General features: G+C 75.0%; 23 protein-coding genes. 12 read left to right on the top strand and 11 right to left on the bottom strand.

Annotation, left to right across the window (positions count from 1 at the left end):
• The 6 genes from CLT72_RS08445 to CLT72_RS08470 all read right to left on the bottom strand — a co-directional run bounded on the left by CLT72_RS08445 (position 1) and on the right by CLT72_RS08470 (position 8,742).
• The gene (locus tag CLT72_RS08445; RefSeq protein ID WP_101410565.1) at positions 1–1,134 is read right to left on the bottom strand and encodes a carboxylate-amine ligase; all 1,134 of its coding nucleotides are present in this window, start codon (positions 1,132–1,134) and stop codon (positions 1–3) included.
• Between the two features lie 232 nt (positions 1,135–1,366).
• Positions 1,367–4,222 carry a DUF5682 family protein gene (locus CLT72_RS08450; protein WP_101410570.1) on the bottom strand — a complete coding sequence of 952 codons (2,856 nt, stop codon included), beginning with the start codon at positions 4,220–4,222 and terminating at the stop codon, positions 1,367–1,369.
• The gene (locus CLT72_RS08455; RefSeq protein WP_101410573.1) at positions 4,219–5,331 is read right to left on the bottom strand and encodes an ATP-binding protein; all 1,113 of its coding nucleotides are present in this window, start codon (positions 5,329–5,331) and stop codon (positions 4,219–4,221) included. Before CLT72_RS08455 ends, CLT72_RS08450 begins: the two co-directional genes overlap by 4 nt.
• Positions 5,332–5,345: 14 nt before the next feature.
• Positions 5,346–6,797, bottom strand: coding sequence for a VWA domain-containing protein (locus tag CLT72_RS08460; RefSeq protein WP_101410577.1), 1,452 nt, complete (start codon positions 6,795–6,797; stop codon positions 5,346–5,348).
• Complete coding sequence (locus CLT72_RS08465; protein ID WP_101410581.1) at positions 6,794–8,200, bottom strand: hypothetical protein; 1,407 nt, start codon at positions 8,198–8,200, stop codon at positions 6,794–6,796. The genes CLT72_RS08460 and CLT72_RS08465 overlap by 4 nt, the downstream gene beginning before the upstream one ends.
• A complete protein-coding gene (locus tag CLT72_RS08470; protein WP_101410586.1) occupies positions 8,200–8,742 on the bottom strand; it encodes a hypothetical protein in 543 nt (180 codons plus the stop codon). The genes CLT72_RS08465 and CLT72_RS08470 overlap by 1 nt, the downstream gene beginning before the upstream one ends.
• A 413-nt stretch (positions 8,743–9,155) precedes the next feature.
• On the opposite strand from CLT72_RS08470, the gene fxsA reads away from it, so the two are divergent.
• From fxsA to CLT72_RS08485, 3 genes are read left to right on the top strand one after another with little or no spacing between them, the layout of a single operon-like run.
• Complete coding sequence (fxsA, locus tag CLT72_RS08475; RefSeq protein ID WP_158241992.1) at positions 9,156–9,347, top strand: FxSxx-COOH cyclophane-containing RiPP peptide; 192 nt, start codon at positions 9,156–9,158, stop codon at positions 9,345–9,347.
• Position 9,348: 1 nt separating this feature from the next.
• Entirely contained in the window at positions 9,349–10,602 is a 1,254-nt protein-coding gene (locus CLT72_RS08480) for an FxsB family cyclophane-forming radical SAM/SPASM peptide maturase (RefSeq protein ID WP_199184521.1), read from the top strand.
• 4 nt (positions 10,603–10,606) lie between these two features.
• Positions 10,607–12,379: an aKG-HExxH-type peptide beta-hydroxylase gene (locus tag CLT72_RS08485; RefSeq protein WP_158241993.1), complete on the top strand. Its 1,773-nt coding sequence runs from the start codon at positions 10,607–10,609 to the stop codon at positions 12,377–12,379.
• Between the two features lie 138 nt (positions 12,380–12,517).
• On the opposite strand, the gene fxsT is transcribed toward CLT72_RS08485, so the two are convergent.
• Positions 12,518–16,429, bottom strand: coding sequence for an FxSxx-COOH system tetratricopeptide repeat protein (gene fxsT / locus CLT72_RS08490; protein WP_101410595.1), 3,912 nt, complete (start codon positions 16,427–16,429; stop codon positions 12,518–12,520).
• A 16-nt stretch (positions 16,430–16,445) separates the two neighbouring features.
• Positions 16,446–17,678, bottom strand: coding sequence for a TIR-like protein FxsC (locus CLT72_RS08495; protein ID WP_101410597.1), 1,233 nt, complete (start codon positions 17,676–17,678; stop codon positions 16,446–16,448).
• A gap of 189 nt (positions 17,679–17,867) precedes the next feature.
• Between CLT72_RS08495 and CLT72_RS08500 the strand changes: the two genes are divergently transcribed.
• The 4 genes from CLT72_RS08500 (at position 17,868) to CLT72_RS08515 (ending at position 20,160) form a co-directional block, all read left to right on the top strand.
• The gene (locus tag CLT72_RS08500) at positions 17,868–18,248 is read left to right on the top strand and encodes an ArsR/SmtB family transcription factor (RefSeq protein ID WP_088999901.1); all 381 of its coding nucleotides are present in this window, start codon (positions 17,868–17,870) and stop codon (positions 18,246–18,248) included.
• Positions 18,245–18,886 (top strand): SRPBCC family protein, encoded by a 642-nt coding sequence (locus CLT72_RS08505; protein ID WP_101410599.1) that lies wholly within the window; start codon positions 18,245–18,247, stop codon positions 18,884–18,886. The genes CLT72_RS08500 and CLT72_RS08505 overlap by 4 nt, the downstream gene beginning before the upstream one ends.
• Positions 18,887–18,953: 67 nt before the next feature.
• Positions 18,954–19,514 carry a riboflavin biosynthesis intermediates N-glycosidase gene (gene ybiA / locus CLT72_RS08510; RefSeq protein ID WP_101410601.1) on the top strand — a complete coding sequence of 187 codons (561 nt, stop codon included), beginning with the start codon at positions 18,954–18,956 and terminating at the stop codon, positions 19,512–19,514.
• Positions 19,515–19,647: 133 nt separating this feature from the next.
• Positions 19,648–20,160 (top strand): NUDIX domain-containing protein, encoded by a 513-nt coding sequence (locus CLT72_RS08515; RefSeq protein WP_101410603.1) that lies wholly within the window; start codon positions 19,648–19,650, stop codon positions 20,158–20,160.
• Between the two features lie 10 nt (positions 20,161–20,170).
• On the opposite strand, the gene CLT72_RS08520 is transcribed toward CLT72_RS08515, so the two are convergent.
• Positions 20,171–20,710 (bottom strand): RNA 2'-phosphotransferase, encoded by a 540-nt coding sequence (locus CLT72_RS08520; protein WP_101410605.1) that lies wholly within the window; start codon positions 20,708–20,710, stop codon positions 20,171–20,173.
• Positions 20,711–20,920: 210 nt separating this feature from the next.
• Between CLT72_RS08520 and smpB the strand changes: the two genes are divergently transcribed.
• Positions 20,921–21,415 carry an SsrA-binding protein SmpB gene (gene smpB, locus CLT72_RS08525; RefSeq protein WP_250100895.1) on the top strand — a complete coding sequence of 165 codons (495 nt, stop codon included), beginning with the start codon at positions 20,921–20,923 and terminating at the stop codon, positions 21,413–21,415.
• Between the two features lie 118 nt (positions 21,416–21,533).
• Here smpB and CLT72_RS08530 read toward each other — a convergent pair whose 3' ends face one another.
• A complete protein-coding gene (locus CLT72_RS08530; RefSeq protein WP_101410609.1) occupies positions 21,534–22,655 on the bottom strand; it encodes a hypothetical protein in 1,122 nt (373 codons plus the stop codon).
• Positions 22,562–23,683 (bottom strand): transporter substrate-binding domain-containing protein, encoded by a 1,122-nt coding sequence (locus CLT72_RS08535; RefSeq protein WP_250100896.1) that lies wholly within the window; start codon positions 23,681–23,683, stop codon positions 22,562–22,564. Before CLT72_RS08535 ends, CLT72_RS08530 begins: the two co-directional genes overlap by 94 nt.
• A gap of 201 nt (positions 23,684–23,884) precedes the next feature.
• On the opposite strand from CLT72_RS08535, the gene CLT72_RS08540 reads away from it, so the two are divergent.
• Genes CLT72_RS08540 through CLT72_RS08555 form a run of 4 tightly spaced genes read left to right on the top strand, consistent with a single transcriptional unit; the run spans position 23,885 to position 26,962 of the window.
• Entirely contained in the window at positions 23,885–24,310 is a 426-nt protein-coding gene (locus CLT72_RS08540) for a TOBE domain-containing protein (protein WP_101410613.1), read from the top strand.
• A complete protein-coding gene (gene modA, locus CLT72_RS08545; RefSeq protein WP_101410615.1) occupies positions 24,307–25,089 on the top strand; it encodes a molybdate ABC transporter substrate-binding protein in 783 nt (260 codons plus the stop codon). The genes CLT72_RS08540 and modA overlap by 4 nt, the downstream gene beginning before the upstream one ends.
• A complete protein-coding gene (locus CLT72_RS08550) occupies positions 25,086–25,901 on the top strand; it encodes an ABC transporter permease (RefSeq protein ID WP_101410617.1) in 816 nt (271 codons plus the stop codon). The genes modA and CLT72_RS08550 overlap by 4 nt, the downstream gene beginning before the upstream one ends.
• Positions 25,898–26,962, top strand: coding sequence for an ABC transporter ATP-binding protein (locus CLT72_RS08555; RefSeq protein WP_101410619.1), 1,065 nt, complete (start codon positions 25,898–25,900; stop codon positions 26,960–26,962). The genes CLT72_RS08550 and CLT72_RS08555 overlap by 4 nt, the downstream gene beginning before the upstream one ends.
• Position 26,963 lies beyond the last annotated feature (1 nt).

Below are 26,963 nucleotides of genomic sequence, written 5' to 3' on the forward strand. Positions count from 1 at the left end.
TCAGCCGGCGCGGGTCTCGGCGGCGAGGTGGTCCAGGACGGCGCGCACGTCGTCGCCCGTGCGGGCCATGACGCGGCGTTGCCTGGTGGCGCCGTTGCCGTCACGGCGCAGCCGGAGCAGTTGGTCGCGTACGTAGTCGAGGTCGCCGTGGCGGGCCAGGGCCGGCGTGACCGTGTCGACGAGCTCCCCGACCAGGTCCCAGGCGGGCCGGGCGATGCCGGCGCGCAGGTCGATGAGGTCGCCCTCCAACCCGTCGTGGGCGGCCCGCCAGTGCGCGGCGGAGACGAGGCAGTCGCGGATCCGGCGGGCGGGGACCCCGGCGCGGGCGTCGGCGGCCAGCGTCGCGACGAGCGCCCGGACCAGCCCGGCGACCAGCACGGCGTCGTCCACGGCGGGGCAGACGTCGCCCACCCGCACCTCCACCGTGGGGTACGCGGCCGACGGGCGGGCGTACCAGTAGACCATCGCCGCGTCGAGCATGATCCCGGCGTCGATCAGCTCCGCCACCGTCGCGTCGTAGTCGGCGACGGACTCGAAGTGGGGGGTCGGCCCGATGCTGGGCCAGCGTTCCAGCTGCATGGAACGCCAACTTGCGTGCCCGGTGTCGCGGCCGTCGTGCAGCGGCGAGTTGGCGGTGATCGCCTGCACCACCGGCAGCCACGGTCGCAGGTGGTTGCAGACCTGGATGGCCAGTTCGCGGTCGGCCATTCCCACGTGCACGTGGCAGCCGCACACGGCCGGATCGTGCGCCACCGGCCCGAACCGCCGGGACATCGCGTGGTAGCGCGGTTTGTCCGGCACCGTCCGGTGCGGCTCGTGCACGGGCGTGGCGCCGACCGCGACGAGCCGTGCCCCGGCGGCCTCGGCCGCGTCGCCGGCCGAGCGACGCAACGCCACCAGGTGGGCGCGCAGCTCGGCCAGGTCGGCGGTGACGGGCGTGACCATCTCCACCATGCTGTGCCGGAACTCCTGCCGGCTCTGGTCCCGGGCGCTGCCGGACAGCGCGGCGAGCACCCGGTCGGCGACCGGCAGGCTCTCCCCCGTGTCCGGGTCGAGCAGGAGGTACTCCTCCTCGACCCCCAGCGTCAGCGTCGCCGTGTCGGAGGCGGTGGCAAGTGTCGGACGGTACGTCATGGGCGCGGCGTCCGTTCGTCGGGCGGCGCGCCGGGCGCCGCGCTGCCGGACGACCCGGATTCCCGGCCCACCGACCGGGAAACACGCAGGCCAGGACGCGGTCCGCCGGCCGGGCCGCAGCCCGTCCCGACGCGCGGGGCGCAGTCCGCAGCCCGTCCCGACGCGCCCGGCCGCAGGCCGCCGGGCCGCAGGCAACCCCAGGCGCGCCGGCAGCCGCCCTTGCGGCCGGCGGTCAGCGCGGGGTCGCCGCCAACAGGTCGGCCACCGCGTCGGTGGTCTCCGGATGCGCGGCCAGCAGGGCGGCCAGGCCGGCGGAGGCGGCGGTGTCACCGCCGTCCGGCTCGCGCCAGCCGCCGTCGCAGCCGAGCAAGGCGGCGACGGCGTCGACGCTCTGTGGGTTGGCCGCCAGCAGGGCGGACACCGGTCCGGACACCACGGCGGCGGGCGGCGGCGTCGGCGGGGCCGAGGCCGACCACGGCGGCACCCAGGCGTCCAGCGCGGCCAGCGAGCCGGGGAACGTACGCCCCGCCTCCCGCACCAGCAGCGGCACCAGCTCCGCACCGTGCTCGCGCAGGGTGGTGATCAGCGTGGGCAGCCACGGCAGCAGGACCGGGTCGGGCAGCCGGGCGAACGCGGACGACATCACCTCCACGACGAACGGGGCGAGCCCCGGCACCGGCTCCAGGGCCTGCACGAAGCCGCTGAGGTACTGCGGGAAGGCGGGCACCACCAGCGGATTGCCGAGCAGCTCGGCACACCGTTCGCGCAACTCGGCCAGCGGCAGCAGGCCCAGTTGGTGGCGGGCGGCCCAGAGCAGCGCCACCTTGGCCGGCGCCGCCGGGTGCGACTGCGCGACGGCGAGTTCGAGCTGGGAGCGGTCGCAGCCCAGGGAGAGCGCCAGGCTCTCCATGCCGAACAGGAAGCCGAGCATGGCGCCGACCTGGCGTACGCCGCTGTCCTCGTCGAGGAACGCGGTGGGCAGCAGCGTGCAGTAGTGCGCGTACCCCGTGGTCACGAACGCCTCGCACCAGGCCGGCAGCGGCCCGGTGGCGCGGTGGTGGGCCAGCAGCCGCCGGATCCGGCGCAGCACCTCGGGGGCGTCGTCGACGGTGCGTTCGGCGGCCAGCAGCTCCACGGCGCGGGTGCCGAGCTCGTCGACCAGGCGCGGGCTGTCGAGCAGCCGGATGGCGTCCTCGACGGCCCCCAACGCCACCGAGGCCGTCGCGTCCGGGCCCCGTACGGCGCGGCGCAGGCGCTGCTCCAGCACCTGCTCGACGGTCACCCCCTCGTAGCCCAGCTCGATGAGCGAGCGCTGGTTGCGGCCGAGCGCCAGGTCCCAGCTCTCCTGGATCGAGCGCTGCCCCAGCCGGCGCTCGCCCATGATGGGCCGGACCGCGTCGGACGGCAGCAGGTGCCGCAGCCGCCACAGCAGATCCGAGCACGGCACCAGCTCGGGGCTGGCCCGCAGGTCCACCAGGGCCCGCTGGATGGTGCGCTTCTCCAGGTCGAGCCCGAGCGGGGCGAGCCGGTCGTGGACGTCGCGGGCGAGCGGCGGAAGGGCCTCGTAGCCCACCTGGCCGACGCGGTCGCCGCCGAACAGGATCTCGCACAGCCGGCGGACGTCGCGGCGGCCCGGGACGACGTCCTTCTCGATGCAGGTGACCGCCGCGTCGGCGAAGTCGTACGGCGTGGGGCGGGCGCGGTTGCGCAGGCCGGCGAGGAGGATCGAGGTCTCGAAGACGGCGATCGCGTCGGCGGTGCTGGCCAGGTAGCCGTTGCGCCGGGCAAGCCAGACGATGTCGACGCACCAGCCCCGCAGCTCCGCCTCGTCCAGGCCCTGCGCCACCGGCGGCCGGGCGAGGTAGCCCGAGAGCCGGTCGGCGACCCCGGCGGCGGGGGCGGGCGCCGCGGTGGCCCGGCGGCGGCCGGCGGTGCGGGTGCGGCCGCCGCGCTGCCCTTCCAGGCGGAACGGGGCCAGCCCGGTGCGGGCGACCGCCTTGGTCCAGGTGGCGGCGGCGATCGACACCGAGCCGGGGGCGAGGCCGAACTGCGCCTCGATGGCGGAGTGGCTCGACGGAATCAGGCCGTAGTGCCACCGGGTGCCGGTGCGGGGACCGATGTCGAACGGGGCGTCGGCCCGCAGCCCGAACTGCTCCACCCGGCTGGCGGCGTGGAACGCGCCGCAGACGTAGAGGCAGTCGGCGGGGTCGGCGCCGGAGGCCGCGAGGTGCTGCCGCATCCGGGTCCACATGTAGCGCTCGCGGTCCTCGTCCCGGTCGCGGGCGTCCGACCCGGCCGGGCGCAGCCGCCGGAACAGGCTGCCGATCAGCACCATCACCTGCCGGTAGGTGTCGTGGTCGGCGTCGGCCAGCGGCTGCTCGACGTACTGGTCCCACCACTCCGACCAGTGCCGGACCTTGCCGTGGTGCAGCAGGTACGCCTCCAGCTCCGCGAAGCGGGGCCGCAGGTCGCCGATCTCGACGCCGATCGCGTCGCCGTGCAGGGCCGCCTCCTCCCCCGCCGGCGTGGTGGTCTCGACGTCCCCGCCGGACGGGGCCTCTTCGGCGGTGCCGGGCGGGGCCTTGTCGGCCGTGCCGGGCGGGCGGGGCAGCCACTGGAAGACGTGGTCCGTGGAGCGGTCCACCAGCACCAGCTCGACGCCCGGCGTCTCCAGCGCGTACGCGATGGCCTGGTATTCGGCGCTGGCCTCGGTGATCGGCGCGACCACACTGAGCGGCCCCCAGTCGGCCGGGAAGCCGTCCAGCTCCGAGGCGAACGCCTGCACGGCGACCGGGAGGCGGCAGTTGCGCAGCTCGCCCAGCAGCGGCTGGAGGTCCTCGCAGAGCTCCAGGTAGATCACCTTCGGCTGCTTCGCCCGCAGCCTGCGCACCATGGCCAGCGCCGACGACGGGGAGTGGTGGCAGACCGGGAAGATCTCCAGTTCCTCGCCGAGGGCGCGGTCGACGTCGTCGACGATGCCGGCGAGGATCTCCGCGACGACGTCCGAGCTGCCGGCGAAGGCGCTGGCGGCGGCGGTGAGCTGCTCGCGCAGCGCGCCGAACGGCCCGGGGGTGGTGGGGGCGGTCACGACAGGGCGGCGATCGCCTGGCGGCCACCGTCGAGGAAGCCCTCCCAGCCGCCGCCGTCCTGCTTGGCGCGCGGCTCGACCACCCCGTGCAGGTATTTGTTGAGGATCGCCAGGTCCTCCGGGCTGCGGCGGGCCAGCGAACCCACCAGCGAGCCGGCCAGCGTCGCGGCGCGCAGGGTGCGGTCGCCGAAGAACTGACTGTGCAGGATGGCGTCCTCCAGGACGCCGATCTGCTCGGCGGTGGACAGTGCCGACTCCAACTTCTCGTCGTCGCTGGTCGCCGAGGAGGCGGCGGCGCGCAGGTCGGCGAAGCTCTGGAGCAGGATGTCCAGCAGGGTCGGCGGCACGTCCAAGGTGATCTGGTGGCGGCGCAGCAGTTCCTCGGTGCGGAAGCGGACGATCTCGGCCTCGCTGCGCTTGTTGGTCACCACCGGGATCCGGACGAAGTTGAACCGCCGCTTGAGCGCCGAGGAGAGGTCGTTCACGCCCCGGTCCCGGCTGTTCGCGGTGGCGATGATCGAGAAACCGGGCTTGGCGAAGACGATGTTGTCGTGGTCCAGCTCCGGGATGGAGACGTACTTCTCCGACAGGATCGAGATCAACGCGTCCTGCACGTCGCTCGTGGAACGGGTCAGCTCCTCGAACCGGCCGACGGTGCCCTGCTCCATCGCCGTCATGATCGGCGAGGGGATCATCGACTCCCGCGACTGGCCCCGGGCGATGACCATGGAGACGTTCCACGAGTACTTGATGTGGTCCTCGGTGGTGCCGGCGGTGCCCTGGACCACCAGGGTCGAGTTGCGGCAGACGGCCGCGGCCAGCAGCTCGGCCAGCCAGCTCTTGCCGGTGCCCGGGTCGCCGATCAGCAGCAGGCCCCGGTCCGACGCCAGGGTCACGATGCTGCGTTCGACGAACGTGCGGTCGCCGAACCACTTCTGCGGGATCTCCCGGTCGAGCCCGTCGGCCCGTTCCGAGCCGAGGATGAACAGTCGGACCATCCGTGGGCTCAGCCGCCACGAGAACGGCTTCGGGTCGGTGTCGACCGACTCCAGGAAGTCGAGTTCCTCGGCGTACTTGACCTCGGCGGGGGCACGCAACATCTCGGACATGAGGGGTTGTTCTCCTAGGTGAGGAAGCTCTTGAGCTCGAAGACGAGTTTGCGGATGTGGCCGGAGATCACCGGCGTGCCCAGGTCCTTGAAGCGCTGCCGGAACCAGGGGTTGACGCTCTGCTGGCCCGAGCTGTTGACCGAGCCGACCGGGATGAAGCGCACCCCGGAGCGGTGCACCGCCTCGATGCCGTCGAACAGCGGCTGGGAGCGGTCGAACTCGTAGAAGTCCGAGATCCACACCATGACCGTGTTCCGCGGCTCGACGATCTTCGGGCGGGCCAGCGCCATGGCGACCGGCCCGTCGTTGCCGCCGCCCAGCTTCGTACGCAGCAGCACCTCGAACGGGTCGTGCACCCACGGCGTGAGGTCCAGCGCCCGCGTGTCGTACGCGATCAGGTGCACGTCCACCTTGGGCAGGCCGGCGAAGATCGACGCGAGGATGGTGCAGTTGACCATCGAGTCGACCATGGAGCCCGACTGGTCGACCACCACGATGAGCCGGGCCGGGGTGACCCGGCGGGCGGTCCGCCGGTAGTAGAGCCGGTCGACGTAGAGGCGCTCGTCCTCCGGGCTCCAGTTGGTCAGGTTCTGCCAGATGGTGCGGTCCAGGTCGAGGTTGCGGTAGACCCGCTTGGGCGGCACGGACCGGTCGACGACGCCGACGCTGGTCTGTGCGACCTGCGTACGCAGCACCTCGGCGACCTCGTCGACGAAGCGCCGGATGAGTGCCTTGGCGTTGGCCAGGGCCACCCCGGAGAGGTTGGCCTTGTCCCGCAGCAGCTGCTCGATCAGCGACATGCTCGGCGTCAGCCGGCTCGCCAGCACCGGGTCGGCGAGCACCTCCCGCAGGTGCATCCGGCGGACCAGGTCACCCTCGAGGCCGGCCAGCACCCCGCCCAGGCCGTCGCCGCCGCCCTGCCGGCGCAGCCCGCCCGGTTCCAGCCCGAGCGCCTGCTCGAACCAGCCGGCGTCGGACTGCCACCGGGCCAGTTGGCCGGCGTCGACCGGCCCGTGGCCGGTGGCGAAGACGTTGAGCAGCAGCTTCGACACCAGGGCGGCGCGGCGTACCTCGGCGGCACCGGGCGCACCGGACGCGCCCGGCGGCCCGTCGCCTTCCGCCTCGGCAGCCGGCGCGTCGGGCAGATCGGCAGCCGCAGGGACGTCGGGCAGATCGGCGGCCGCAGGGACGTCGGGCACGTCGGCAGCCGCAGGGACGTCGGGCGTCGGGCTGAGCAGGCCGCGCAGCTCGTCGGCGACGGCCGGGAAGCGCTGCACGACGGTGTCCACCGAGACCGCCGGGTCCAGCAGGGCGGCCGGCAGGCCGAGGTCGTCGACGACCGCCATGCTGGCCGATTCCAGGGTGGGCTGTTCCTCGGGATCGAAGAGCCGGGCCAGCAGCCGCCAGTAGAGCACCTGACGCCGGTTGGCGTCGGCGAGGTCCGCGGGGCTCGGGGTGTCGGTCATCGGCGCAGCAACCGTCCCGCTCGCTCGCGCAGCACCGCCACGGCGTCGCCCGCCTTGGCCTCGGCCTTGGCGATCTTCGGGTCGGTGACGCCGCCCGCCCAGTCGCCGGTGTGCACGTCGACCGGCTGGCGCTTGACGGTGGCCCGCACGGCCAGGGGTTGCAGCAGCCACCGACCGTCGTCCCACCGGAGCAGGCCGAGGCAGGCGGAGGAGGCGGCCACCAGGCCGGGGGTGAGCGGGCCGCAGGAGGGCAGCCGGTCGACCGCGACGTCGATCGCCTGCCCGTCGAGCGCGAAGGTCGTCGTGCCGTCGTCGTCGCGCACGGTGTAGCCCTCCACCAGCACGGGCTCGGCGATCCCCACGGGGTGCCGCTCCAGCGGCGCCGACGCCGTCGCGACCGCCGCCGGCAACAGCACGCGGGCGGTGGCGAACGGGTCGGCGGGCTCGCCGGGTCGCACCCGCTCGTCGTGCCAGATCAGGTCCGCGCCGCGCAGCGGCAGGCCGGTGACCGTCACGCTGCGCCGCTCGGCCAGCGCGGCCAGCAGCACGGGATGGGCGTCCAGCAGGCGCCACAGCGCCGGGCCGACGATCGTCTCGACCTTGACCGCGCCGACCGCGCTGCGGACGAGCCGGGGCGGCCCGCCGTCGGCCGGTTCGAGGATCGCGTGCAGCTGCGCCTGCACGGCGGTGTCGTGCTCGTGCACGTCGACGCCGAGCACGAGCAGGCGCCCGGAGACCTCCTCGACCGCCGTCGGGACGGCGACGGCCGCCGCGTCCTGGGCGAGCAGCACACCCCGGGCCCAGAGATCGGCCCAGCGCCGGACCGGCGGCTGCGCCATCGTGGCCACCGGCACGCAGGCCCGCAGCTCGGCGGCGAGGCCGTCGAGCAGCACGGCCAGCCTGCGGAGGTGGGGCTCGGCGAGGGCCGCCTCGACCGGCGCCCCGGCCGCGGCCACGAGTTCGTGGTCGAGGCCGGCCCACCCGGTCACCGCCAGCTCGTGCAGCCAGGCGCGCGCGCCGGCGCGGGCCGGGGACCCGTCGCCCACGGCCTCGACCGGGCCGGGGGCCCAGGGGGCGCGGGTCCTGCCCAGCGCGGCGTCGAGCTGCCCGAGCAGTGCGTCGTGGGCGGCGCCGAGCAGCGCGCACCGGGCGCCGGCGAGGGCGAGCAGGTGTTCCTCGGCCACCGAGCCGGCGGTGACCTTGGCGACCGCCTCGGCGAGCCGGTCGCCGAGCGGGGTGGCGGCCAGCGCGCCCGCCAGGGCGGCCAGCGCGGCGGCGTCGTCCGCACCCACCCGGGCGAGGCCGCGGACCAGGGCGTCGTCGAGGCCGGTGACCAGGTCGAGGGCGTCGGCCAGGCCGGTCGGCGTGTCGTCGCGCAGGACGGTGAGCTGCGTGCCGAGCATCAGCGGACCGCCCCGGTGGCCGGGAACCAGTGCAGCTCGGGCAGAGGGACCGTGCTGCCGGGCAGTTCCAGGTAGGACAGGTGGCGCAGGAAGCGGCTGAACACGACGGCGGCGGGGGTCGGCTCGTGCCGCCCGGCCAGGGCCGCGAGCAGCTCCCGGGCGCTGTCCGCCCCCGTGCCGACGTCGATGCGCAGGTAGCGGGCCACCCGCTCGGCGCCGTACTGGAGCAGCGCCTCGTCGGCCAGGGCGTGCAGGTGTTTGCAGGGCGCGCCGCGCAGCCCGCCGCAGGGCCGGTTGTTGTTGGTGCTGCAGTGGTAGGCGTGGGTGCCGGAGGCGATCGACGACACGTAGACCCGGTCGACGTCCGACCCGCTGGAGACCACTCCCTGCAACCGCCCGTCGGCCAACTCGACGAAGGGCACCTTGGCCAGCTTGCGGGCCCGCGCGGGCGGCACCACCCGCACCGTGCTGCGCCGTCGCCACGCGGTCCGTTCCGCGTCAGCCACTGTCCGACCTCCCGTCCGCCGCTCCGCGCAGCCCATGACGACCCGGACGCCGGAAGGGTCGCCGGCGTCGCTGTGACGACAAGGATCATGAACCACGGGTACGACACGGCCCTGAGTCGGGTTTACGGACGGTGGTCGCTGCGGAGGCCGCCGCGCCCCTATGCTTCGGACACCGACGCCGACGGGAGGCGGGATGTCACCGGTCATCGCGGTCGTGGGCAGTGCCGGTGCCACCCGGGTCCATTGCCTGTCACCGCGCGCCGCCGGACGCGTCCCCGTGGCGGGGCACACCGGCGGCGGTTCGGTCGGCCGGGGCCGTCGGGGTGCCACCGACGCCCACCCCGGGGTGCGGTGTCGGGCCGTCGGGGCGGGCACCCGATGGTGTAGAAAAGGCGGGGTGAGCGCAGCGATGACGCGCGGCAGGACACATGGTCGCCGGACGGTCCACCGTGGCTGAGACCGAGCTGCCGCCACCGTCGGTCGACACGGGGGCCGCCCTGGTGCGGCTGGGGGACGTACCGCTGGCCGACCTGCTCGCCGGCGCCGGCGACGGCGTGCTGGCCCACGTGCTCGGCACGCTCGTGGCCGGCGACGAGCCGGGCCGGCAGCTCGACGTGTCGGCGTTCGAGTCGAGCTTCTGACGTGTCCGCCGACGCCCCGACGTCGGCCGCCCCGCCCCACCCTGACCACGCCGATCCGCCGGCCCGGGTCCGGCAGCTCGTGCTCAAGGTGCACAGCCGCTGCAACCTGGCGTGCGACCACTGTTACGTCTACCGCAACGCCGACCAGCGGTGGCGGGAGCGGCCACGGGTGATCGCGCCGGGCACCGTGGCCCAGGTCGCTTGGCGCCTCGGCGAGCACCTGGCGCGGCACGGCCCCGACCGGGTCCGCGTCGTGCTGCACGGCGGCGAGCCGCTGCTGGCCGGCCCGGCGACCCTCGACCGGACCGTACGCTCCCTGCGGGCGGCGCTGCCCCCGGGCGCGGCGCTCGACGTCGGCGTGCAGACCAACGGCGTGCTGCTCGACGAGGAGTTCCTGGCGCTGTGCCACCGCCACGACATCGACGTCGGGGTGAGCCTCGACGGCGACCGGGCCGCCAACGACCGGCATCGCCGCTACCCCGACGGACGGGGCAGTTTCGCCGACGTGGCCGCCGCGCTGCGGCTGCTCGGCCACCCCCGGCACCGGTCGCGCTGGGCGGGGCTGCTCTGCACGGTCGACCTGGCAAACGACCCGGTGGACGTCTACGAGTCGCTGCTCGCCTTCGACCCGCCCCGCCTGGACCTGCTGCTGCCGCACGGCAACTGGAGCGTTCCCCCGCCCGGGCGGCGGCCGGGCGGCACCGACACCCCGTACGGCGACTGGCTGGTTGCCGTCTTCGACCGCTGGTACGCCACGACGCCCCGCCGCACCGGGATCCGGTTGTTCGAGTCGCTGATCGCGCTGCTGCTCGGCGGCCGCAGCGGCACCCGGGCGGTGGGCTTCGCCGAGCCCGACGTCATGACGATCGAGACCGACGGCACCATCGAGGGCACCGACACCCTGAAGACGACCGACGACGCGTCGATGCGTACCGGCCTCGACGTCTTCCGCCACTCCTTCGACGAGGCGCTGCGGCACCCGTCGCTGGCGGGCCGGCCGACCGGTCCGGCCGCCCTGGCCGCCGCGTGCCGGGCCTGCCCCGTGCTCAGCGCCTGCGGTGGCGGCCTGTACGCGCACCGCTTCCGCGCCGGCGCCGGGTTCGCGCACCCGTCGGTCTACTGCCCCGACCTCTACCGGCTGATCCGACACGTACGACGGGTGGTGGCGGCGGACGTCGACGCCCTGCGCCGCCGCGCCCTGGCTGCTCCGCCCGACGCCGCCCCGGCCCGGCGGCCCGCCCCGCGGCGGCGGTGAGCCGGTGGTGCTCTCCCCCGCCCAGCTCGCCGGCCTCGCCGCGGGGCACGGCGACGACGCCACGCTCGAGGTGCTGCGCGCCGGTCAGCTCGGCCGGCGGCGGCTGCTGACCGTCGCCGCCGCCCGCGCGGGCGGGACCGGTTCGCCGGCCGCGCAGTACCTCGCCCTGCTCACCCGCGCCGAGCGGGCGGATCCGGCGGCCGTCGCCCACGTCCTCGCCCACCCGCCGGTCACCGGCTGGGCCACGGACGCCCTGCACGGGCGTCCCGACGCGGCCTACCTGGCCGGGCTGGCGGCAGCCGCCGCCCTGCGTGCGGGCCTGCCGTTCACGCTCCCCGTCCCCTGCCCGCAGGGTGCGCTGCTGCTGCCCACGGTGGGCGGTGCGGTCGGGCTCGGCGCCGGCACCTCGGTCGTCCGCAGCACGGGACGGCGCTACGACCCCGGATCGGCCGGCGACGGTCGACCGCCGCCGGGGTTGTCGGTGCACGGGCCGGCCGGCACCGTGCACGCCACCGACGGGTCGGGCGACGGTCACGCCCCGGCACGCGGGTGGCTGCCGAGCCGCCGGCTCACCCCGGGCCGCGACGCGCCCCCGACCGGGGTGCTCGTCGACGACCAGGATCCGCACCGGAGCCGCTACCACCGGCCGCCGACGAGCCGCCTGGACGACGCCACGGCGGACCGGCTCGACCGGCTGACCGGGCAGGCGTGGCGCTGGCTGACCGACCGGCTGCCGGCGCACGCCCGGGGGCTGGCCACGCTGCTGCGTACGCTGGTGCCGCTCACGCCGGCGCCGTCCGGGCACCCGGTGAGCGCCACCAGCCGTGCCGCCCTGGGTGCCATCGCGCTCTCCGTGCCGGCCGACCCGCAGACGCTCGCGCTGCTGCTGGTGCACGAGTTGCAGCACACCAAGCTGGGCGCGCTGCTGGACCTGCTGCCGCTACACGCGCCGGACGGTCCGGCCCGTTACCGGGCGCCGTGGCGGTGGGACCCCCGCCCCGTCGGCGCGCTGTTGCAGGGCGCGTACGCCCACCTCGGGGTGGCCGAGGTGTGGCGCTGCCGGCGGCACGAGGACGTCCGCTGCGCGTTCGAGTACGCGTACTGGCGGGTGCAGACCGCGCGGGCCGTCGCGCAGCTCGCCGGCAGCGCGGAGCTGACCGACGACGGGCGGGCCTTCGTGGCGGGCATGGCCGGCACCCTGCGCGACTGGGAGCCCGCCGGCGACGCGCGGGTCGAGGCGGCGGCGCGCGACGTCGCGGACGGCGGGGCGGTGCGCTGGGCGCTGGCCAACCTGGTCCCCGACGACGACGCCGTGGCGGAGGTGGCGTACGCGTGGCGGCGCGGTCGGCGACCGCCGCCGATCGCCGCACCCGCCGTCGTGCCCGCTCCGGCCCGACCCGCGTCGACCGGCGGCACCGGGCCGGAGGCGGCGGTGCGGCGGCGGCTGCTGGCCAGGACGGACCACAGCGGAACGGGCACCGGTCCCAGCGAGGCGGAACGGGTGGACCACGCCGACCGGGCGTACGCGGCGGGGAACGTCGGCGGCGCCCTGGCCGGGTACCGCCGCCGGCTCGCCGAGGATCCGGGGGACGCCGACGCGCTGGTCGGCGTCGCGCTGGCCGCCGGGCGGCTTGGGCGTACCGCCGCCGCGCGGGTGCTGACCACCCGCCCCGACCTGGTCCGGGCGCTGTGCCACCGGCGGCCCGGCGCCGACCCGCTGGCGGTCGCGACCTGGCTGGCCGGCGGCCCCGACGAACCACTACCACCGGAACGCTGATACCTGTACGGCATGAAAATACCTGTGTGGTATCGGGCGAAGGGACTACACCGCCGCCGTCGAGATCCGGCGCAGCCAGTCACGGTTCGTGAAGCAGCCTGCGGCGCGTCCCGGCCGGGCTCGGACCGGCCCGGGCGCTCAGAGCAGGGCGGGCTCGATGTAGCCGTTGAACCGGTCGCGCTGGCGGGCCTGGACCACCCGCGGGTTGTCGCCGCCGAAGAGCTGCACCAGCTGGCCGAACGCGTCGTCGTAGAGGGCGCGGCCGGCGTCGGCCTCGCTCTCGGTGGCGATCCTGCTGACCGCGAGGTTGAGCGCCGCCGAGACGCTGTCCGGGTGCTCGGCGCCGAGGGCCCGGATCAGCTCGACGTACGCGGTGGTGTCCAGCAGCAGCGCGGCGTCGCGCTCACCGAGCGCGAACAGGTCGTTGGCGAGGTTGAGGGTGGCGAGCAGGGTGTGCGGGTGCCGCTCGCCGAGGCTGGCGAGCAGCTGGTCGCGGACCCGCTGGGCGAGGTCGAGCGCCTGCGGATGTTCGCCGCCCTTGCGCAGGAACACGCCGAGGTTGTTGAGGCAGGCCAGGGTGATGGCGTGGTCGGCGCCGAGGACCTCGGTGTACGCGTCGCGCAGCCGCCGCGCCATCCGCAGCGCGGTCGGGTTGTCGCCCACCGCCGACCAGGTGGTCGCGAGCGCCATCTCGCAGGAGAGGGTGTCGGCGTGCTCGCCGCCGAGGGTGCGCTGGTAACGCACCACCGTGCGTTCCAGCACCCGGTGCGCGTCGGCGAAGCGGCCGAGCTGGCGCAGGGTCAGCGCCAGCTCCTTGGCGGTACGCAGGGTCTCCGGGTGGTCGGGGCCGATGATCTTCTGCTGGTTGGCGGAGGTGCGTTGCAGGACGCTGTGCGAGCGCCACAGCTCCCCGGTGTCGCGCAGCCCCCGGCCGTAGTTGCTGGCCGAGGCGAGGGTGGACGGATCCTCGTCGCCGAAGCGTTCCCGGCGCCGCTCGTAGATGTGCTGGTCTAGCTGGGCCGCCTCCCGGAAGTGGCCGACGAGCCGCAGCGAGACGGCGAGGTTGTTCTCGGCGGTCAGCGTAGGGCCGCTGTCCTCGCCGAAGCTGCGGACGCTCAGCTCCAGGGTGCGCCGGTCGCGCTGCTCGGCGTCGTGGTAGCGGCCCTGGGCGCGCAGGTCGGCCCCGAGGCTGCGGGCCGTCATCAGGGTGTAGAGGTGGTGCTCGCCGAAGATGCGCCGCTGCCGGTCGTAGACGTCCTGGTCGATGTCGAAGGCCAGGTCGAACAGGCTCTGCGCGCGCAGGACGTTGGCCAGGTGGAACCGCATCCGCAGCTTGGTGGGGTCGTCGTCGTCGGTGTCGCGCCAGCGTTCCAACGCGTCCTCGGCCAGCGAACGCGCGGACTCGTAGTCCCCGCGCCGGTAGAGGTAGCGCACCGTGTCGGCGACGAGCTGGCGGGCCTCCTCGGCCGTCGACTCGTGCAGCGCCGAGGGACGTACGTGCGGCCACAGCTCGGCGTAGCGCGGCCAGTTGGCCGGTTTGTCCGGGTCGCGGGGGCTGGCGGCGGCGAGCAGCGACTGGGCCTGACGACGGGTCTCGGCGGGGTCGTCGAGCTGGTCCTTGATGACCAGCTGCACCAGCCGGTGGATGCGGACGGTGTTGTTCTCCGCGTCGACCTGGGCGAGGCCGTAGCGGCCCAGCTCGGCGGTGACCAGCCCCTGCAGGATCGGGTCGGTGAGGGTGGGGTCGAACGGGGCCATGAAGACGGCGAACCGCTCGCCGGTGAGCATCGCGACCGGGATGGGCTCCGGCGCGTAGTACGAGCACAGCTCCAGCAGGCGTGCGGCGGCGGGCTTCTCCTGCCGCAGCTGGCGCAGGGTCACCAGCCAGGTCGCGGCGAGCGTCTTTGAGTATCCGGCCGACTGCCGGCCCTCCAGGATGCGCAGCAGGCCGGGGGTGTCCAGCGAGGCGAGGTACTGCTGCACGGGCAGCGCCGTGGCCCGCAGATAGGCCGCGCCCTGTTCCACCGCCAGCGGCAGGTCGCCGAGCTTCTCCGCGACCTGGGTCGCCTCCTCCTCGGTGAGGCCGCGGACGCGGTCGCGCAGCAGCTGGACGCTCTCCATCCGGTCGAAGACGGTCAGCTCGGTGGCGCCCGCGTACTCGCTCCAGGTCTGGTCGCGCGTGGTGAGCAGGACGTGCCCGGGGCCCTGCGGCAGCAGCGCCCGGGTGGCCCGCGACGGCTCGTCGGCGTTGTCCATGACGATCAGCCAGCGCCGGCCGGGGCCGCCGCGGCGTAGCGCGTCGAGCACCCGCCGGACCGCCTCGCCACCGCCGCCGGCGCCGAGCCCCATCGCCTCGGCGAGGTCGGCCAGCCCGCCCCGGATCCGCTCCTCGCTGTCGGCCGGGATCCACCAGACGACGTCGTAGTCGCGGGCGAAGCGAAGCGCGTACTCGGCGGCGAGCTGGGTCTTGCCGACCCCGCCGAGGCCGTGGATCACCTGCACGCCGGAGGCGGGCGAGGCGATCAGCCGGTCGCGCAGCGCCTCCAGCTGCGCCGCCCGGCCGACGAAGGTGGTGCCGTGCTGGCGCACGTTCCACACCGCCGGGAAGGCTCCGGGGAACCGGCCGACCGCCCGGCCGGTCACCGCGTGCGCGGGTGCGCCCGCCTCCTCGAGCAGCAGGGTCCGTGCGGTGCCGGCGTCGACGTCGCTGAGGTCGACCGGGGTGCGGTCGGTGTAGGGCAGGGCGAGCCGGGACTCGTCGACCCGCAGCGGCACCAGCACGCCGGTGCCGGCGACCTGGTCCCGGCTGGCGGCGGCCTTCCACGCCTCCCCCGCCAGCGGCGTGGCCGCGAAGTGCCGGGTCAGTACGACCAGCACCCGGCTGGCGGCGGCGAGCGCCCGGTCGAACTCGGTGCGGCCACCCGCGCGGACCGGCACGTCGACCGCGCGCCGGTCCACCCGCAGCCCGGCCTCCTCGAGCTGGTCGCTGATCCACTCCGCCCAGAGCCGGTCCATGGAGGCGTAGCCGACCAGCACGGTCTGCTCGGCGGTGAGCCGGGACCGCTCGAACGCGGTCAGCGAGCGGCGCCGTTCCTCCTCCGGCATCGGCTCCAGCCGGGTGACCCGGCCACCGGTCACCACCGACGCGAGCTGCTCGTACGCCGCCAGCAGGGTGCCCGCCTGCTCCGGACGGTCGCCGAACGCGGCGAGGATCTCCTCGTAGGCGTAGAACGCGCGGTAGGGCACCTCGATGGTGTTCCAGTAGCGGGCCCGCGCGGCGTCGGAGAGGTGGTCGAGGAACGACGCGAACTCGGCCCGGACCAGGTCCCGGCCGGTCTCCAGCTTGCGCAGCTCGGCGTCCTCCACCCGGGTCGGCACCGGCACCAGCAGGGGCGGATCGTCCGGACGCTGGGCGCGGATCGAGCGGGCAACGGCCGACGCGCCCCGGATGCTCTGCGTCGACATGGTGAAGCAGTTGACGACGGTGTCGGGCAGTTGCACGGTGCAGATGCCGGCGACGTCGCTCAGGCCCGTACGGCTGTCGATCAGCACGATGTCGTACTCGGCGCGCATCTGCGCGCGGACCGCGTCGAAGAAGGCGGCCCCGCCCTGGCGTTCGTAGAAGTTCGACCAGTCGAAGGTGCTCACCAGCCGCGAGTACGCCGAGTCCTGCTGACCGGCCGCCACGAAGTCGATGACGCCGCCGTGCGGGAACTCCCAGTTCAGCGAGACCGCCCGCCGCTGGATCTTGGCGTGCCCGGCGAGCAGCTCCTGCGGGTCGTCGCCGGGGTTGCGCTGCATCGTGGCCATCGAGTAATCCCAGATCATCTCGATGACCCCGGGGGTGGCGCGCAGCTCGGAGTCGCGCAGGAACGGGTGGAAGTAGCGGTGCAGGCCGGGCGACTCCAGGTCCCAGTCCACCACGAGCACCTGAAGGCCCTGGCTGGCCAGGATCCAGGCGACGTTGGCCAGCGCCATCGTGCGTCCCGTGCCGCCCTTGTACGAGTAGAACGTGACGATCTGCCCGCGTGCCGCGTCGTTCACCGCCATCGGCTGCCCGCCTCCATCAGGGACCTTCGAGGATCGGGCGGTGCACCGGGCCGTCCGACAGCGGCTCCTGGTAGACCGTGCCCGTACGGTAGATGCGGCTCTGGGCCACGACCAGCGCGTCCTCCAGCTCGGCGTGGAACCGGCCGGCGGTGGCGATCGCCGGTCGCCACATCGCGGGATCGTTGCGCACCACGTGGTGCGACAGGACGCGCGCCAGGGTCTCCCACAACCGCTGGTTGCCGTCGGCCGCCGCGTCGTCGGCGGCCGTCCAGGGCACCAGCACCGGGGTGGTGGTGTCGGGGTCGCGGTCGTAGCCGACGAGGGTCAGCTCGTAGCGCGGCAGGCCGGCCGACCAGACGTCCACCACGAGCACGACGATCTGGTTGTGCGCCCGGGCCCACTCCCGCACCTCGGCGAGGTCGACGGCGTCCTCGACCGTCCAGCCGTAGCTCTTGGTGGTGGCGACCGCCCCGGCGTAGCTGCCGATCGGCGCCTCCAGCTCGGGGCGGTACGGCCGCCAGTCCCGGGCCAGCGCGCCGTAGCGGTCCTCCGCCCCGCCCCGGGAGCCCGCCAGCTCCGCCGCGCTGCCGGCGGCCAGGACGAACCAGACGTGCCGGGCGCTGGTCGATCGGGGCGAGCGGGCGGCGGACGACCCGGGAGCCGGTCGCCGGCGCGTGGTCTCGAAGGCGCTGGTGACCTCGGCGAGTACCGGCCGTCGGACGGGCCGGAGCAGGCGGTGGTCGCGGTCGGTCTGCACGATGTGCTTGGCCAGCGCGTCGACGAAGTCCTGGTATTCGTCGTGGTGCCGGCGGCGCTGCTTGAGGGTGAGCAGCCCGTCCTGGGCGTAAACGGCGCCGGCCGGGAAGTTCTTGTGCTGGAATCCGGTCAACGCCCCGGGCACGCGGTCGCAGGGGATCCAGCGGATCGGCAGCACGGCGGGGGGACGGCGGCGGAACTCCCGCTCGTGCGCGTCGACCCGGTCGGCGAAGACCCGGAACTCGCGTCCGCAGTAGTCACTGACCACGTAGCGGGGGGAGGTCAGCGCCACCAGGCAGGAACTGGTGGCGAGGGCGTCGGCCAGTTCCTGTGACCAGGTCGCGCCGAGCGGCATCTGCCCGTCGACGAATCCCGCCTGGTCCCAGCCCACGCCGGCCAGCCGGGCCACCGCCTCGCTGAGATCGCCGAAGAACTCCTGCACCTGGCCGTTGCGGTTGTCCTCATGGGCGTAGCTCAGGAAGAAGAGTGGCACGCCCGCCTCCGCTCACGGGTTCCACGAATCGTACGGAAAGTATATGTCCGTCGATGCCAGGGTAGCGCCGTGCGGATCTTCGCACCGTCCCCGTGGAGAGTCGTATCCCCGACGCTTCCGCGCAGGCGTCGGCGACACACCGTCGCATCATGAGTCGCTTAAATAAGGACCGGCTGATATAAAGGTTCCGTGCACGCCTTCGACGTACTCGGTGACCCGGTGCGGCGGCGCATCCTCGAACTGCTCACCGACGGCGAGATGACCGCCGGCGGGCTGTGCGACGTGATCCGGCGGGAGTTCGGCATCTCCCAGCCAGCGGTCTCCCAGCACCTGAAGGTGCTGCGCGACAACGGCTTCGCCACCGTCCGGGCGGAGGGGACCCGACGCCTCTACGCCGTCGACACCCGCCCGCTGCGGGAGGTCGACCGCTGGCTCGAGAACTTCCGGCGGTTCTGGACGCCGCCCCTGCACGCCCTCGCCACCGAGCTGGCCCGAGGCAAGCGCGAACGGCGGCTGCGCGAGCAGCCGCCCCCGACCGACGACACGACCGACCACGGGAGAGACCGATGATCGACGCGACCGAGCAGATCAACGCCGTACGCCGCCAGCTCGGCCGACGGGTGTTGGAGGCCGGCGAGGCCCGGGTGATGACCATCAGCCAGACGTACGACGCGCCGCTGGAGGACGTCTGGGACGCCTGCACGAACGCGGAGCGGATCCCCCGCTGGTTCCTGCCCGTCTCGGGCGACCTGCGGCTGCACGGCCGCTACCAGCTCGAAGGCAACGCCGGCGGCACCGTCGAGCGCTGCGACCCGCCGAAGGGCTTCGCCGCCACCTGGGAGTTCGGCGGCGAGGTGAGCTGGATCGAGGTGCGACTGACGCCGGTGGAGGACGGCCGGACCCGGTTTGAGCTGGAGCACGTCGCGCACGTCGACCAGGAGCGCTGGGACCAGTTCGGTCCGGGCGCGCTCGGCGTCGGCTGGGATCTGGGGCTGCTCGGGCTGGCCTCGCACCTCGCCGCCGACGGCAGCGGCGTCACGCCCGAGGAGAGCGAGTCCTGGCTGGTCTCCGAGCAGGGCCGGCAGTTCGTCACGGCCAGCAGCGAGCGGTGGGGCGAGGCGAGCGTCGCCCACGGCACCGACGCCGGGCAGGCACGGGCCGCCACGGAACGCACCACGGCGTTCTACACCGGCGCGCCGACGACCTGACCACGCGGAGCCGACGGGCCCGGAAATCGCGCGCGTTCCGTCGGACCCCTGCGGCAGACTCGCCGCCATGTCACCTCGATCCGTCGACGAGCTCGTCGCCGCCGTCCGCGCCGGCGGGAAGGTCCGCTACCTGTGCTTCTGGGGTCACCGACCGCAGCGCGACGGCAGCGTCGGGCCCGGCTGCCTGAGCCAGTGGTGGCCCGCCCCGTTCAGTGACGGCGAGCGGACGTACGCCACCGCCGAGCACTGGATGATGTGGCACAAGGCGATGCTGTTCGGCGACACCGAGGTCGCCGGGCGGATCCTGGCGGCCGGGCATCCCCACCGCGCCAAGTCCCTCGGCCGCCAGGTGCGCGGCTTCGACCAGGCGACCTGGGAGGCCCGGCGCCACGACATCGTGGTGGCGGGCAGCGTCGCCAAGTTCGCCCAGCACGACGACCTGCGGGAGTTCCTGCTCGGCACCGGCGAGCGGGTGCTCGTGGAGGCGAGCCCGCTCGACCGTGTCTGGGGCATCGGCCTGGCCGCCGACGACCCGCGCGCGGAGGATCCAGCGCGCTGGCAGGGCGCCAACCTGCTCGGGTTCGCCCTCATGGCGGCCCGCGACGCCCTGGGCGCGGGCCTGCCGTGAGCGCCTGGCCCGGCCCGGACGACGGCGCAGCCGCTCACCGCCCGCGCCCGTCCCCCGCCACGGGCATGCGCCGTGGGGCGCGACGGGCGGCAGGTCGCGGGGGCTCCGGGCGCGCGGGGTAACGTGCTGCGGCATGACCGCCGCGGCATACTCCCACTGCTCCTTCTGCGGCGCCGCCTACCCGGCGACGACCGGGTGGCCGCGGGTCTGCGCGGTCTGCGGCGAGACGGTCTGGCGCAACCCGCTGCCCGTCGCGGTGGCGGTGCTGCCGGTCCGCACGGCCCGGGGCCTCGGCGTGGTCGTCGTACGCCGCGACATCGAGCCGGCGCGCGGCCAGCTCGCGCTGCCGGGCGGCTTCGTCGAGTACGGCGAGGAGTGGCAGGAGGCGCTGGTGCGGGAGCTGTGGGAGGAGACGGGCCTGCGCGCCGACGCCGCCGACGCCCGGCTGCTCTCGGTGTACGGCGCCCCGGCCGGCGGCACGATGATGGTCTTCGGCGAGCTGCCCGAGCGGCCGGCCGAGGCGCTGCCCCCGTCGGCGCCGACCGAGGAGGCCACCGAGTGGCTGGTGCTCACCGAGCCGACGGAGCTGGCCTTCTCCACCCACACGAGGGTGCTCGCCGAGTTCCTCGCCCGACGCGCCGGCTGAGCCGGGCCGCTCACTCCGCCAGGTAGCGGGCGGGCACCGCGTCGGTGAGCCAGACGCCGTTGACGCTGCGGTAGAAGGCGTGCCCGTCGCGGGCCATCGCCGCCGCGTCCACGGTCAGCACCACCAGCTCGCCCGCCCGGCGGGCACCGACCCGCCGGGCCGTCGCCACGTCCGGCGACAGGTGCACGTGGTGCCGGCCGGCCCGGTGCAGGCCGGTGGCGCGGATCGAGTCGAGCGCGACGCGGCTGGTGCCGTGGTAGAGCCGCGCCGGCGGCGCGCTGGGCGTCAGGCCCAGGTCGACCGGGATCGAGTGCCCCTGGTTGGCGCGGATCCGCTCGGCGCCGTCGGCACCGCGTTCCACGGCGAAGCGCTGCTTGTCGTTGCCGGCCACCACGTCGTCCAGGTCGACGCGGTCGATCCGCAGCGCGGCGAGCAGGTCGTCGACCGGCACCCAGCCCGCCCGGTCGGGCGCGAGGCCGAAGCGGGCGGGCTCGTGCCGCAGCGCCAGGGACATCCGCTTGCTCAGCCGCACCATCGCCCGATGATCCATTGGCGGAGTCTCCCCCACCGGGCCCGGCCGGCGCCATCGGGATTCGGCCGCGACAGCCCTCCTGCGGCGGTGACGCGGGAGGGGACGGACCGTGCACGCATGGCCGCCGGGAGCGGCGGGGCGCGGGAGGATCGGGCCGCGCACCGCACGCCCGCCGCAAGCGGCGGCGGCGCGGGGAGGCACCGGCCGCGGGGCGATATCCTCGACCGGGTGAACGCGGCCCGGCAGACCGAGCGCAGGCTGATCGCCTCCAACAAGAAGGCACGGCACGACTACACGATCCTCAAGACCTACGAGGCGGGCATCGTGCTGGCCGGCACGGAGGTCAAGTCGCTGCGCGAGGGCCGGGCGTCGCTGGTCGACGCGTTCGCCCAGGAACGCGACGGCGAGCTGATGCTCTACGGGCTGCACATCGCCGAGTACGGCTTCGGCAGCTGGACGAACCACGCGCCCCGGCGCACCCGCAAGCTGCTGCTGCGCCGGGTGGAGATCGCCCGCATCCTGGAGCGGACCCGCGAGGGTGGCCTGACCCTGGTGCCCCTGTCGATGTACTTCTCGGGCGGCTGGGCGAAGGTCGAGCTGGCCCTGGCCAAGGGCCGCAGGTCGTACGACAAGCGGCAGGCGCTCGCCGAGCGGGACGCCGAGCGGGAGATCGCCCGGGAGTTGGGCCGCCACCTCAAGGGCCGCACCGCGCGCCGGGGCTGACCGCCCTTCTCGCCGGGTGGCCGCCGAACCGGCCGCCACCGGCGCGGACCCGTGCCGCCCGCCCGGCGCCGGTGGGGCTCACCGGTCAGGCCGACCGTCGCCCACACCAGCTCGGCCGTCAGCGGGCGCGCGGCGGCGGCGAGGCCGGCAGGGCGGGCCCGGGGGACGGCGGCGCGGACGACCCGGCGGGATCCGCAGCCGGCAGCCGGCCCAGGCAGCGCGGGTCCGGCCGGCCCACCGCCTGCCGGGGGATCATCCAGTCCAGCGCCGTCTCCTCCACGTGCCAGCCGTAGACGTCCACCCGGCTGACCGGGATCCGCCCCGGGTCGGGGCAGAGCAGTTGCCCGCGTACGTGGTCGTTGGGCAGGAAGCGCACCTCGCCCCGCCTGTCGAGCACGATCGTCATCCGGTCGGTCACGGTGACCGCCTCGCCGCGTACCACCTCCCGGACGGGCCCGGCCTCCGGGCCGACCTCAACGGCGACGGCGGGCAGCAGCGGCACCCGCAGGAAGACCACGCCCGTCACCAGTGGCACCACCGCCGCCACCGCGTAGGCGAGGACGCGGGTCAGCGCCGGGGCGACCGGGCGCGGCACCGGGCCGGTGAGCACCACGGCCCCCAGCGGCGGCACGACCAGCAGCAGGGCCGTGGCCAGCTCGCCCTCGCCGGCCGCCCTCGGCACGGCGGGCGCCAGCCAGGCGTAGCTCGCGGCCGCCGCCACGACCGGCAGCACCAGGGCGGTGGCGAGGATCCGGCGGGGGCGGTCCGGGTGGCGCAGCCGGGTCCGCAGCGCCAGCAACCAGAGGGCCAGCATCAGCAGCAACGGCAGGAAACGCAGCTGCCAGGTGAGCGCCGCCAGCACGATCGCCGCCACCAGCACCCAACCGGGCGTACGCACGGTGCCGTAGGCCAGCAGCGAGCGCTCCGGGTCGAACCGGTCAGGCGCGCTGACCTGGAGCAACCGGCCGAGGACGGCCAGCACCAGTACGACGAGCGGGAACGCCCACACCAGCGCGATCAGCAGGGCGCTGAGCAGCCCGAGCGGGCTGACGTACTGCACCAGCAGCAGCATCGTCGGCATGTCCTGCCGGCTGAGCCGCCAGAGCCGCAGCACCAGCAGCAGCACCGGGAACGCGGGCAGCAGCGTCAGCAGCCACTGCTGCGCCTGTTGCGCCTGCTTGGTGCCCGGGCGGCGCTCGGCACGCCCGATCGCGGCCGACCCGGAGACGGCAGGGCCCATCTCTCCCACGGCCACTGCCGCACCTCCACCGTCTCCTCGGGCTCCGGCTGCCGGCCGACCGCCACCTGCTGCGGGTTGCTGTACTGCTGCTCCGAGGCCAGGTACCGGTCGAATGCCGCCTTCCACCGGTCGCCGTCGGGGCCCTTCGCCGACTGTTGGAGGGACAGGTTGACCAGGTCGCGCATCTCGGGGACGGGGCCGGTGTTGACGCCCCACTTCTCCGCCGACTCCGCGCCGATGTCCCAGTGCCGCAGCTCCTTGGGCCGCAGCAGCTTCGTCGCCGGCGGCAGCTCGCCCGGCGGGCGCGGGCCCACGAAGCCGGCCAGGATGGCGGCGTCGGTGGTGACCGCGTCGACCTCGCCGTCGTAGAGCGCCTGGATGCACTGGCTGATCCGGTTGCGGCCGATCGGGTTCGCGCCCGCCTCACGAAGGCGCTGTTCGGAGGTGGAGGTGCCCAGCGTGCAGACCTTCGCCCGTTCGAGGTCGCGCAGGCTGGCGACCTGTCGGGGATCCGACGCGAGCGTCAGCACCGACTGTTCGGTCTCCAGGTAGGGGAAGGAGAAGGTCACGCCCTGGTCGCGGCGCTGCTCGGTGATGCTGTAGGAGGCGACCACCAGGTCGACCGTGACGAAGCTGCCGTCGGCGTCGCGCGCCTGCCGACGGGCCCGGTCCTCGCTCTCGATCGACAGCAGCGTCACCTCCGGGGCGTCGAAGCCCAGGTCCTCGGCGATCATGTACGCGATGTCGATGTCGAAGCCCTCGAACGCACCGTTCTCCAGCTTCTGCGCCACGCCCGGCTGGTCGTCCTTGACCCCGATGACGAGCCGGTCCCGGTTGGTCAGCCCGGCCCGCTCGCGCAGCTCGTCCCAGGTGGGCGGCCCGGTGGCCACGATGACCCGTACCGTCGCCGCCACGACCACCACGAGCAGGAGCAGCAGGGCCGCCAGGCGCAGCTGCCGGGACCGGGAGGCGCGGGCGGGCGCCGCGGGCGCCGGTGGGGTGCTGCTGGTCTCGTCGTCCCGATCCAACTCGGCCCTCCCCGTCGCCGTCTGCCGGTGCGAGCCCTTCATTGTGGTCTATCCCGTCCCGTGGGGACAGCATGCGCACGGGCGGTCGTGTCGCCGGAACGGTCTGCTACGCGTCTGCCAGGATCGCGGGCAGATGACGGCAGCAGCCACGAGGCAAAACCGCCATCTCGCCCCGCATCTGCCGTTCGGTAGGGTGGCCCGGTGACGACGTTCCGCATCGGGGAGGCCGCCGAGCTGCTCGGGGTCAGCGCCGACACCGTACGCCGGTGGGTCGACGCCGGGCGGCTCGCCGCCGGGCGCGACGCACAGGGCCACCGGGTGATCGACGGGGTCGACCTCGCCGCGTTCGCGCGCGGCCAGGCCGCCGACCTGGACGACCGGTCGGACGCCTCCTCGGCCCGCAACCGGCTGCGCGGCATCGTCGTCAACGTCGTCAAGGACACCGTGATGGCGCAGGTCGACATCCAGGCCGGCCCGTTCCGGATCGTGTCGCTGATGAGCCGGGAGGCGGTCGACGAGCTGGACCTGCGGGTCGGATCGCTGGCCGTCGCCGTGATCAAGTCGACCACCGTGGTGGTGGAACGGCTCTCGCCGCCCGGCGGCTCCCGGGGGAGGCACGCCTCGTGAGGGCGAAGCGGGCGGCGGCGGCGGTGGTGGCGGTGGTCCTCGCCGGCGCGGCCGGGTGCGGCGGCGGGAACGCCTCCGGCGGCGGATCGGCGGGTGGCCCGCGCGCCGGCGGCACGGTGACCGTGTTCGCCGCGGCCTCGCTGACGGAGTCGTTCACTCGGCTCGGCCGGGACTTCGAGGCGTCCGGCGGCGCCACCGTCGCGTTCAACTTCGCCGGCAGCGCGGCGCTGGCCGCGCAGATCAACCAGGGCGCGCCGGCCGACGTGTTCGCCTCGGCGGCGCCGCGCAACATGGCCACGGTCACCGGGGCGGGCAACGCCGACGGCGATCCGGCGGTCTTCGCCCGCAACCAGCTCGTCGTCGCCGTGCCGAAGGGCAATCCCCGGGGCGTCGCCGGGCTGGCCGACCTGGCTCGGCCGGGCGTGAAGGTCGCGCTCTGCGCGGAGCAGGTGCCCTGCGGCGCGGCGGCGCGCACGGCGCTCGACGCCGCCTCCGTCGCCGTCACCCCGGTCACCCTGGAGCAGGACGTACGGGGCGCGTTGGCCAAGCTGCGGCTCGGCGAGGTCGACGCGGCGCTCGTCTACCGTACGGACGCGCTGGCCGCCGCGGCCGAGGTGACGGCCGTCGAGTTCCCCGAGTCCGCCCGCGCCGGCAACGACTACCCGATCGTGGTGCTGCGCGGCGCGCCCAACCCCGACGGCGCGCGGGCCTTCGTCGCGTACGTCCGCTCGGAGCGGGGTCGCGCGGTGCTCGCCGGGGCGGGGTTCCAGGCGCCGTGACGCGTACCCACACAGGGCGGGTCCGGCGGCGGGGTGCCGGGGTGCCCGTGGCGCTGCTGCTGCCGGCCGCGCTGGGCCTGGTCTTCCTCGTCCTGCCGCTGGTCGGGCTGCTGGCCCGTACGCCGTGGGCCGACCTGCCGCAGCGGCTCGCCGCGCCGGGCGTGCTCACCGCGCTGCGGCTGTCCCTGCTGACCGCCACCCTGGCCACGCTGCTCTGCCTGCTGCTCGGGGTGCCGCTGGCCTGGCTGCTGGCCCGCGTGGAGTTCCCCGGCCGACGCCTGGTACGCGCCCTCGTCACCGTGCCGCTGGTGCTGCCGCCCGTCGTCGGCGGGGTGGCGCTGCTGCTCGTCTTCGGGCGGCGGGGCCTGCTCGGCGGCTGGCTGGACGCGACCTTCGGGATCAGCCTGCCGTTCACCACCGCAGGCGTGGTGCTGGCGGAGGCGTTCGTGGCGATGCCGTTCCTCGTGATCGCCGTGGAGGGCGCGCTGCGCGGCACCGACGGCCGGTACGAGGAGGCGGCGGCCACCCTCGGCGCCGGCCGCTGGACGACGTTCACGCACGTCACCCTGCCCCTGGTGGCTCCCGGCCTGGCGGCCGGCGCGGTGCTGTGCTGGGCCCGGGCGCTGGGTGAGTTCGGCGCCACCATCACCTTCGCCGGCAACTATCCGGGGCGTACGCAGACCATGCCGCTGGCCGTCTACCTGGCGCTGGAGACGGACGTGCAGGCCGCCGTGGTGCTCAGCCTCGTCCTGCTCACCGTCTCGGTGGTCATCCTCGCCGGGCTGCGCGACCGCTGGATCACCAGCCCGTGAGCGCGCCCCTGCTGGACGCGCACCTCGTGGTGCAGCGCGACACCTTCCGCCTCGACGTGCCGCTGCGCGTCGCCGCCGGCGAGGTGGTCGCGCTGCTCGGCCCCAACGGGGCAGGCAAGACCACCGCGCTGCGGGGGCTCGCCGGCCTGCTCCCGCTGACCGCCGGGCACCTCACCCTCGGCGGAGTCGACCTGGACCGGCCGCTGGGGCGCGTCTGGATGCCGACCGAGCGCCGCCCGATCGGCGTGGTCTTCCAGGACTACCTGCTCTTCCCGCACCTCAGCGCGCTGGAGAACGTGGCCTTCGGGCCCCGGCGCCACGGCGCAGACCGGCGCGCCGCCCGCCGGACCGCCCACGACTGGCTGGCTCGGGTCGGCCTGGCCGCGCACGCCGACCGTCGTCCCCGGCAGCTCTCCGGCGGGCAGGCGCAGCGGGTCGCGCTGGCCCGCGCCCTCGCCGTCGAGCCGGCGTTGCTGCTGCTGGACGAGCCGCTCGCCGCGCTCGACGCGCGTACCCGGCTGGACACCCGCGCGGAGTTGCACCGGCACCTCGCCGCGCACCCGGGGGCCACGCTGCTGGTCACCCATGATCCGCTGGACGCGCTGGTGCTGGCCGACCGGCTCGTCGTCGTCGAGGAGGGGCGGGTGGTGCAGGAGGGGGACGCCGCGAGCGTCACGGCGCGGCCGCGCACCGACTACGTGGCCCGGCTCGTCGGGCTGAACCTGCACCGGGGCCACGCCGACGGGCACCGGGTGCAGGTCGCCGACGGGCTGGTCCTCACCGTCGCCGACCGGCTCGACGGGGAGGCCTTCGTCGCCTTCCGGCCCTCGGCGGTGGCCCTGCACCCCACCCGCCCCGAGGGCAGCCCGCGCAACACCTGGGCGGCGACGGTGGCGGGCGTGCAGCGGCACGGCGACAACCTGCGGGTGCGCCTCGACGGGCCGATCGGGGTGGCCGCGGACGTCACGCCGGCCGCCGCCGCCCAGCTCCGCCTCGCGCCCGGGCAGCCGGTCTGGGCCGCGGTGAAGGCGGCGGAGACCCACGCCTATCCCGCCGGCTGAC

The organism is Micromonospora sp. CNZ309, assembly GCF_002846525.1.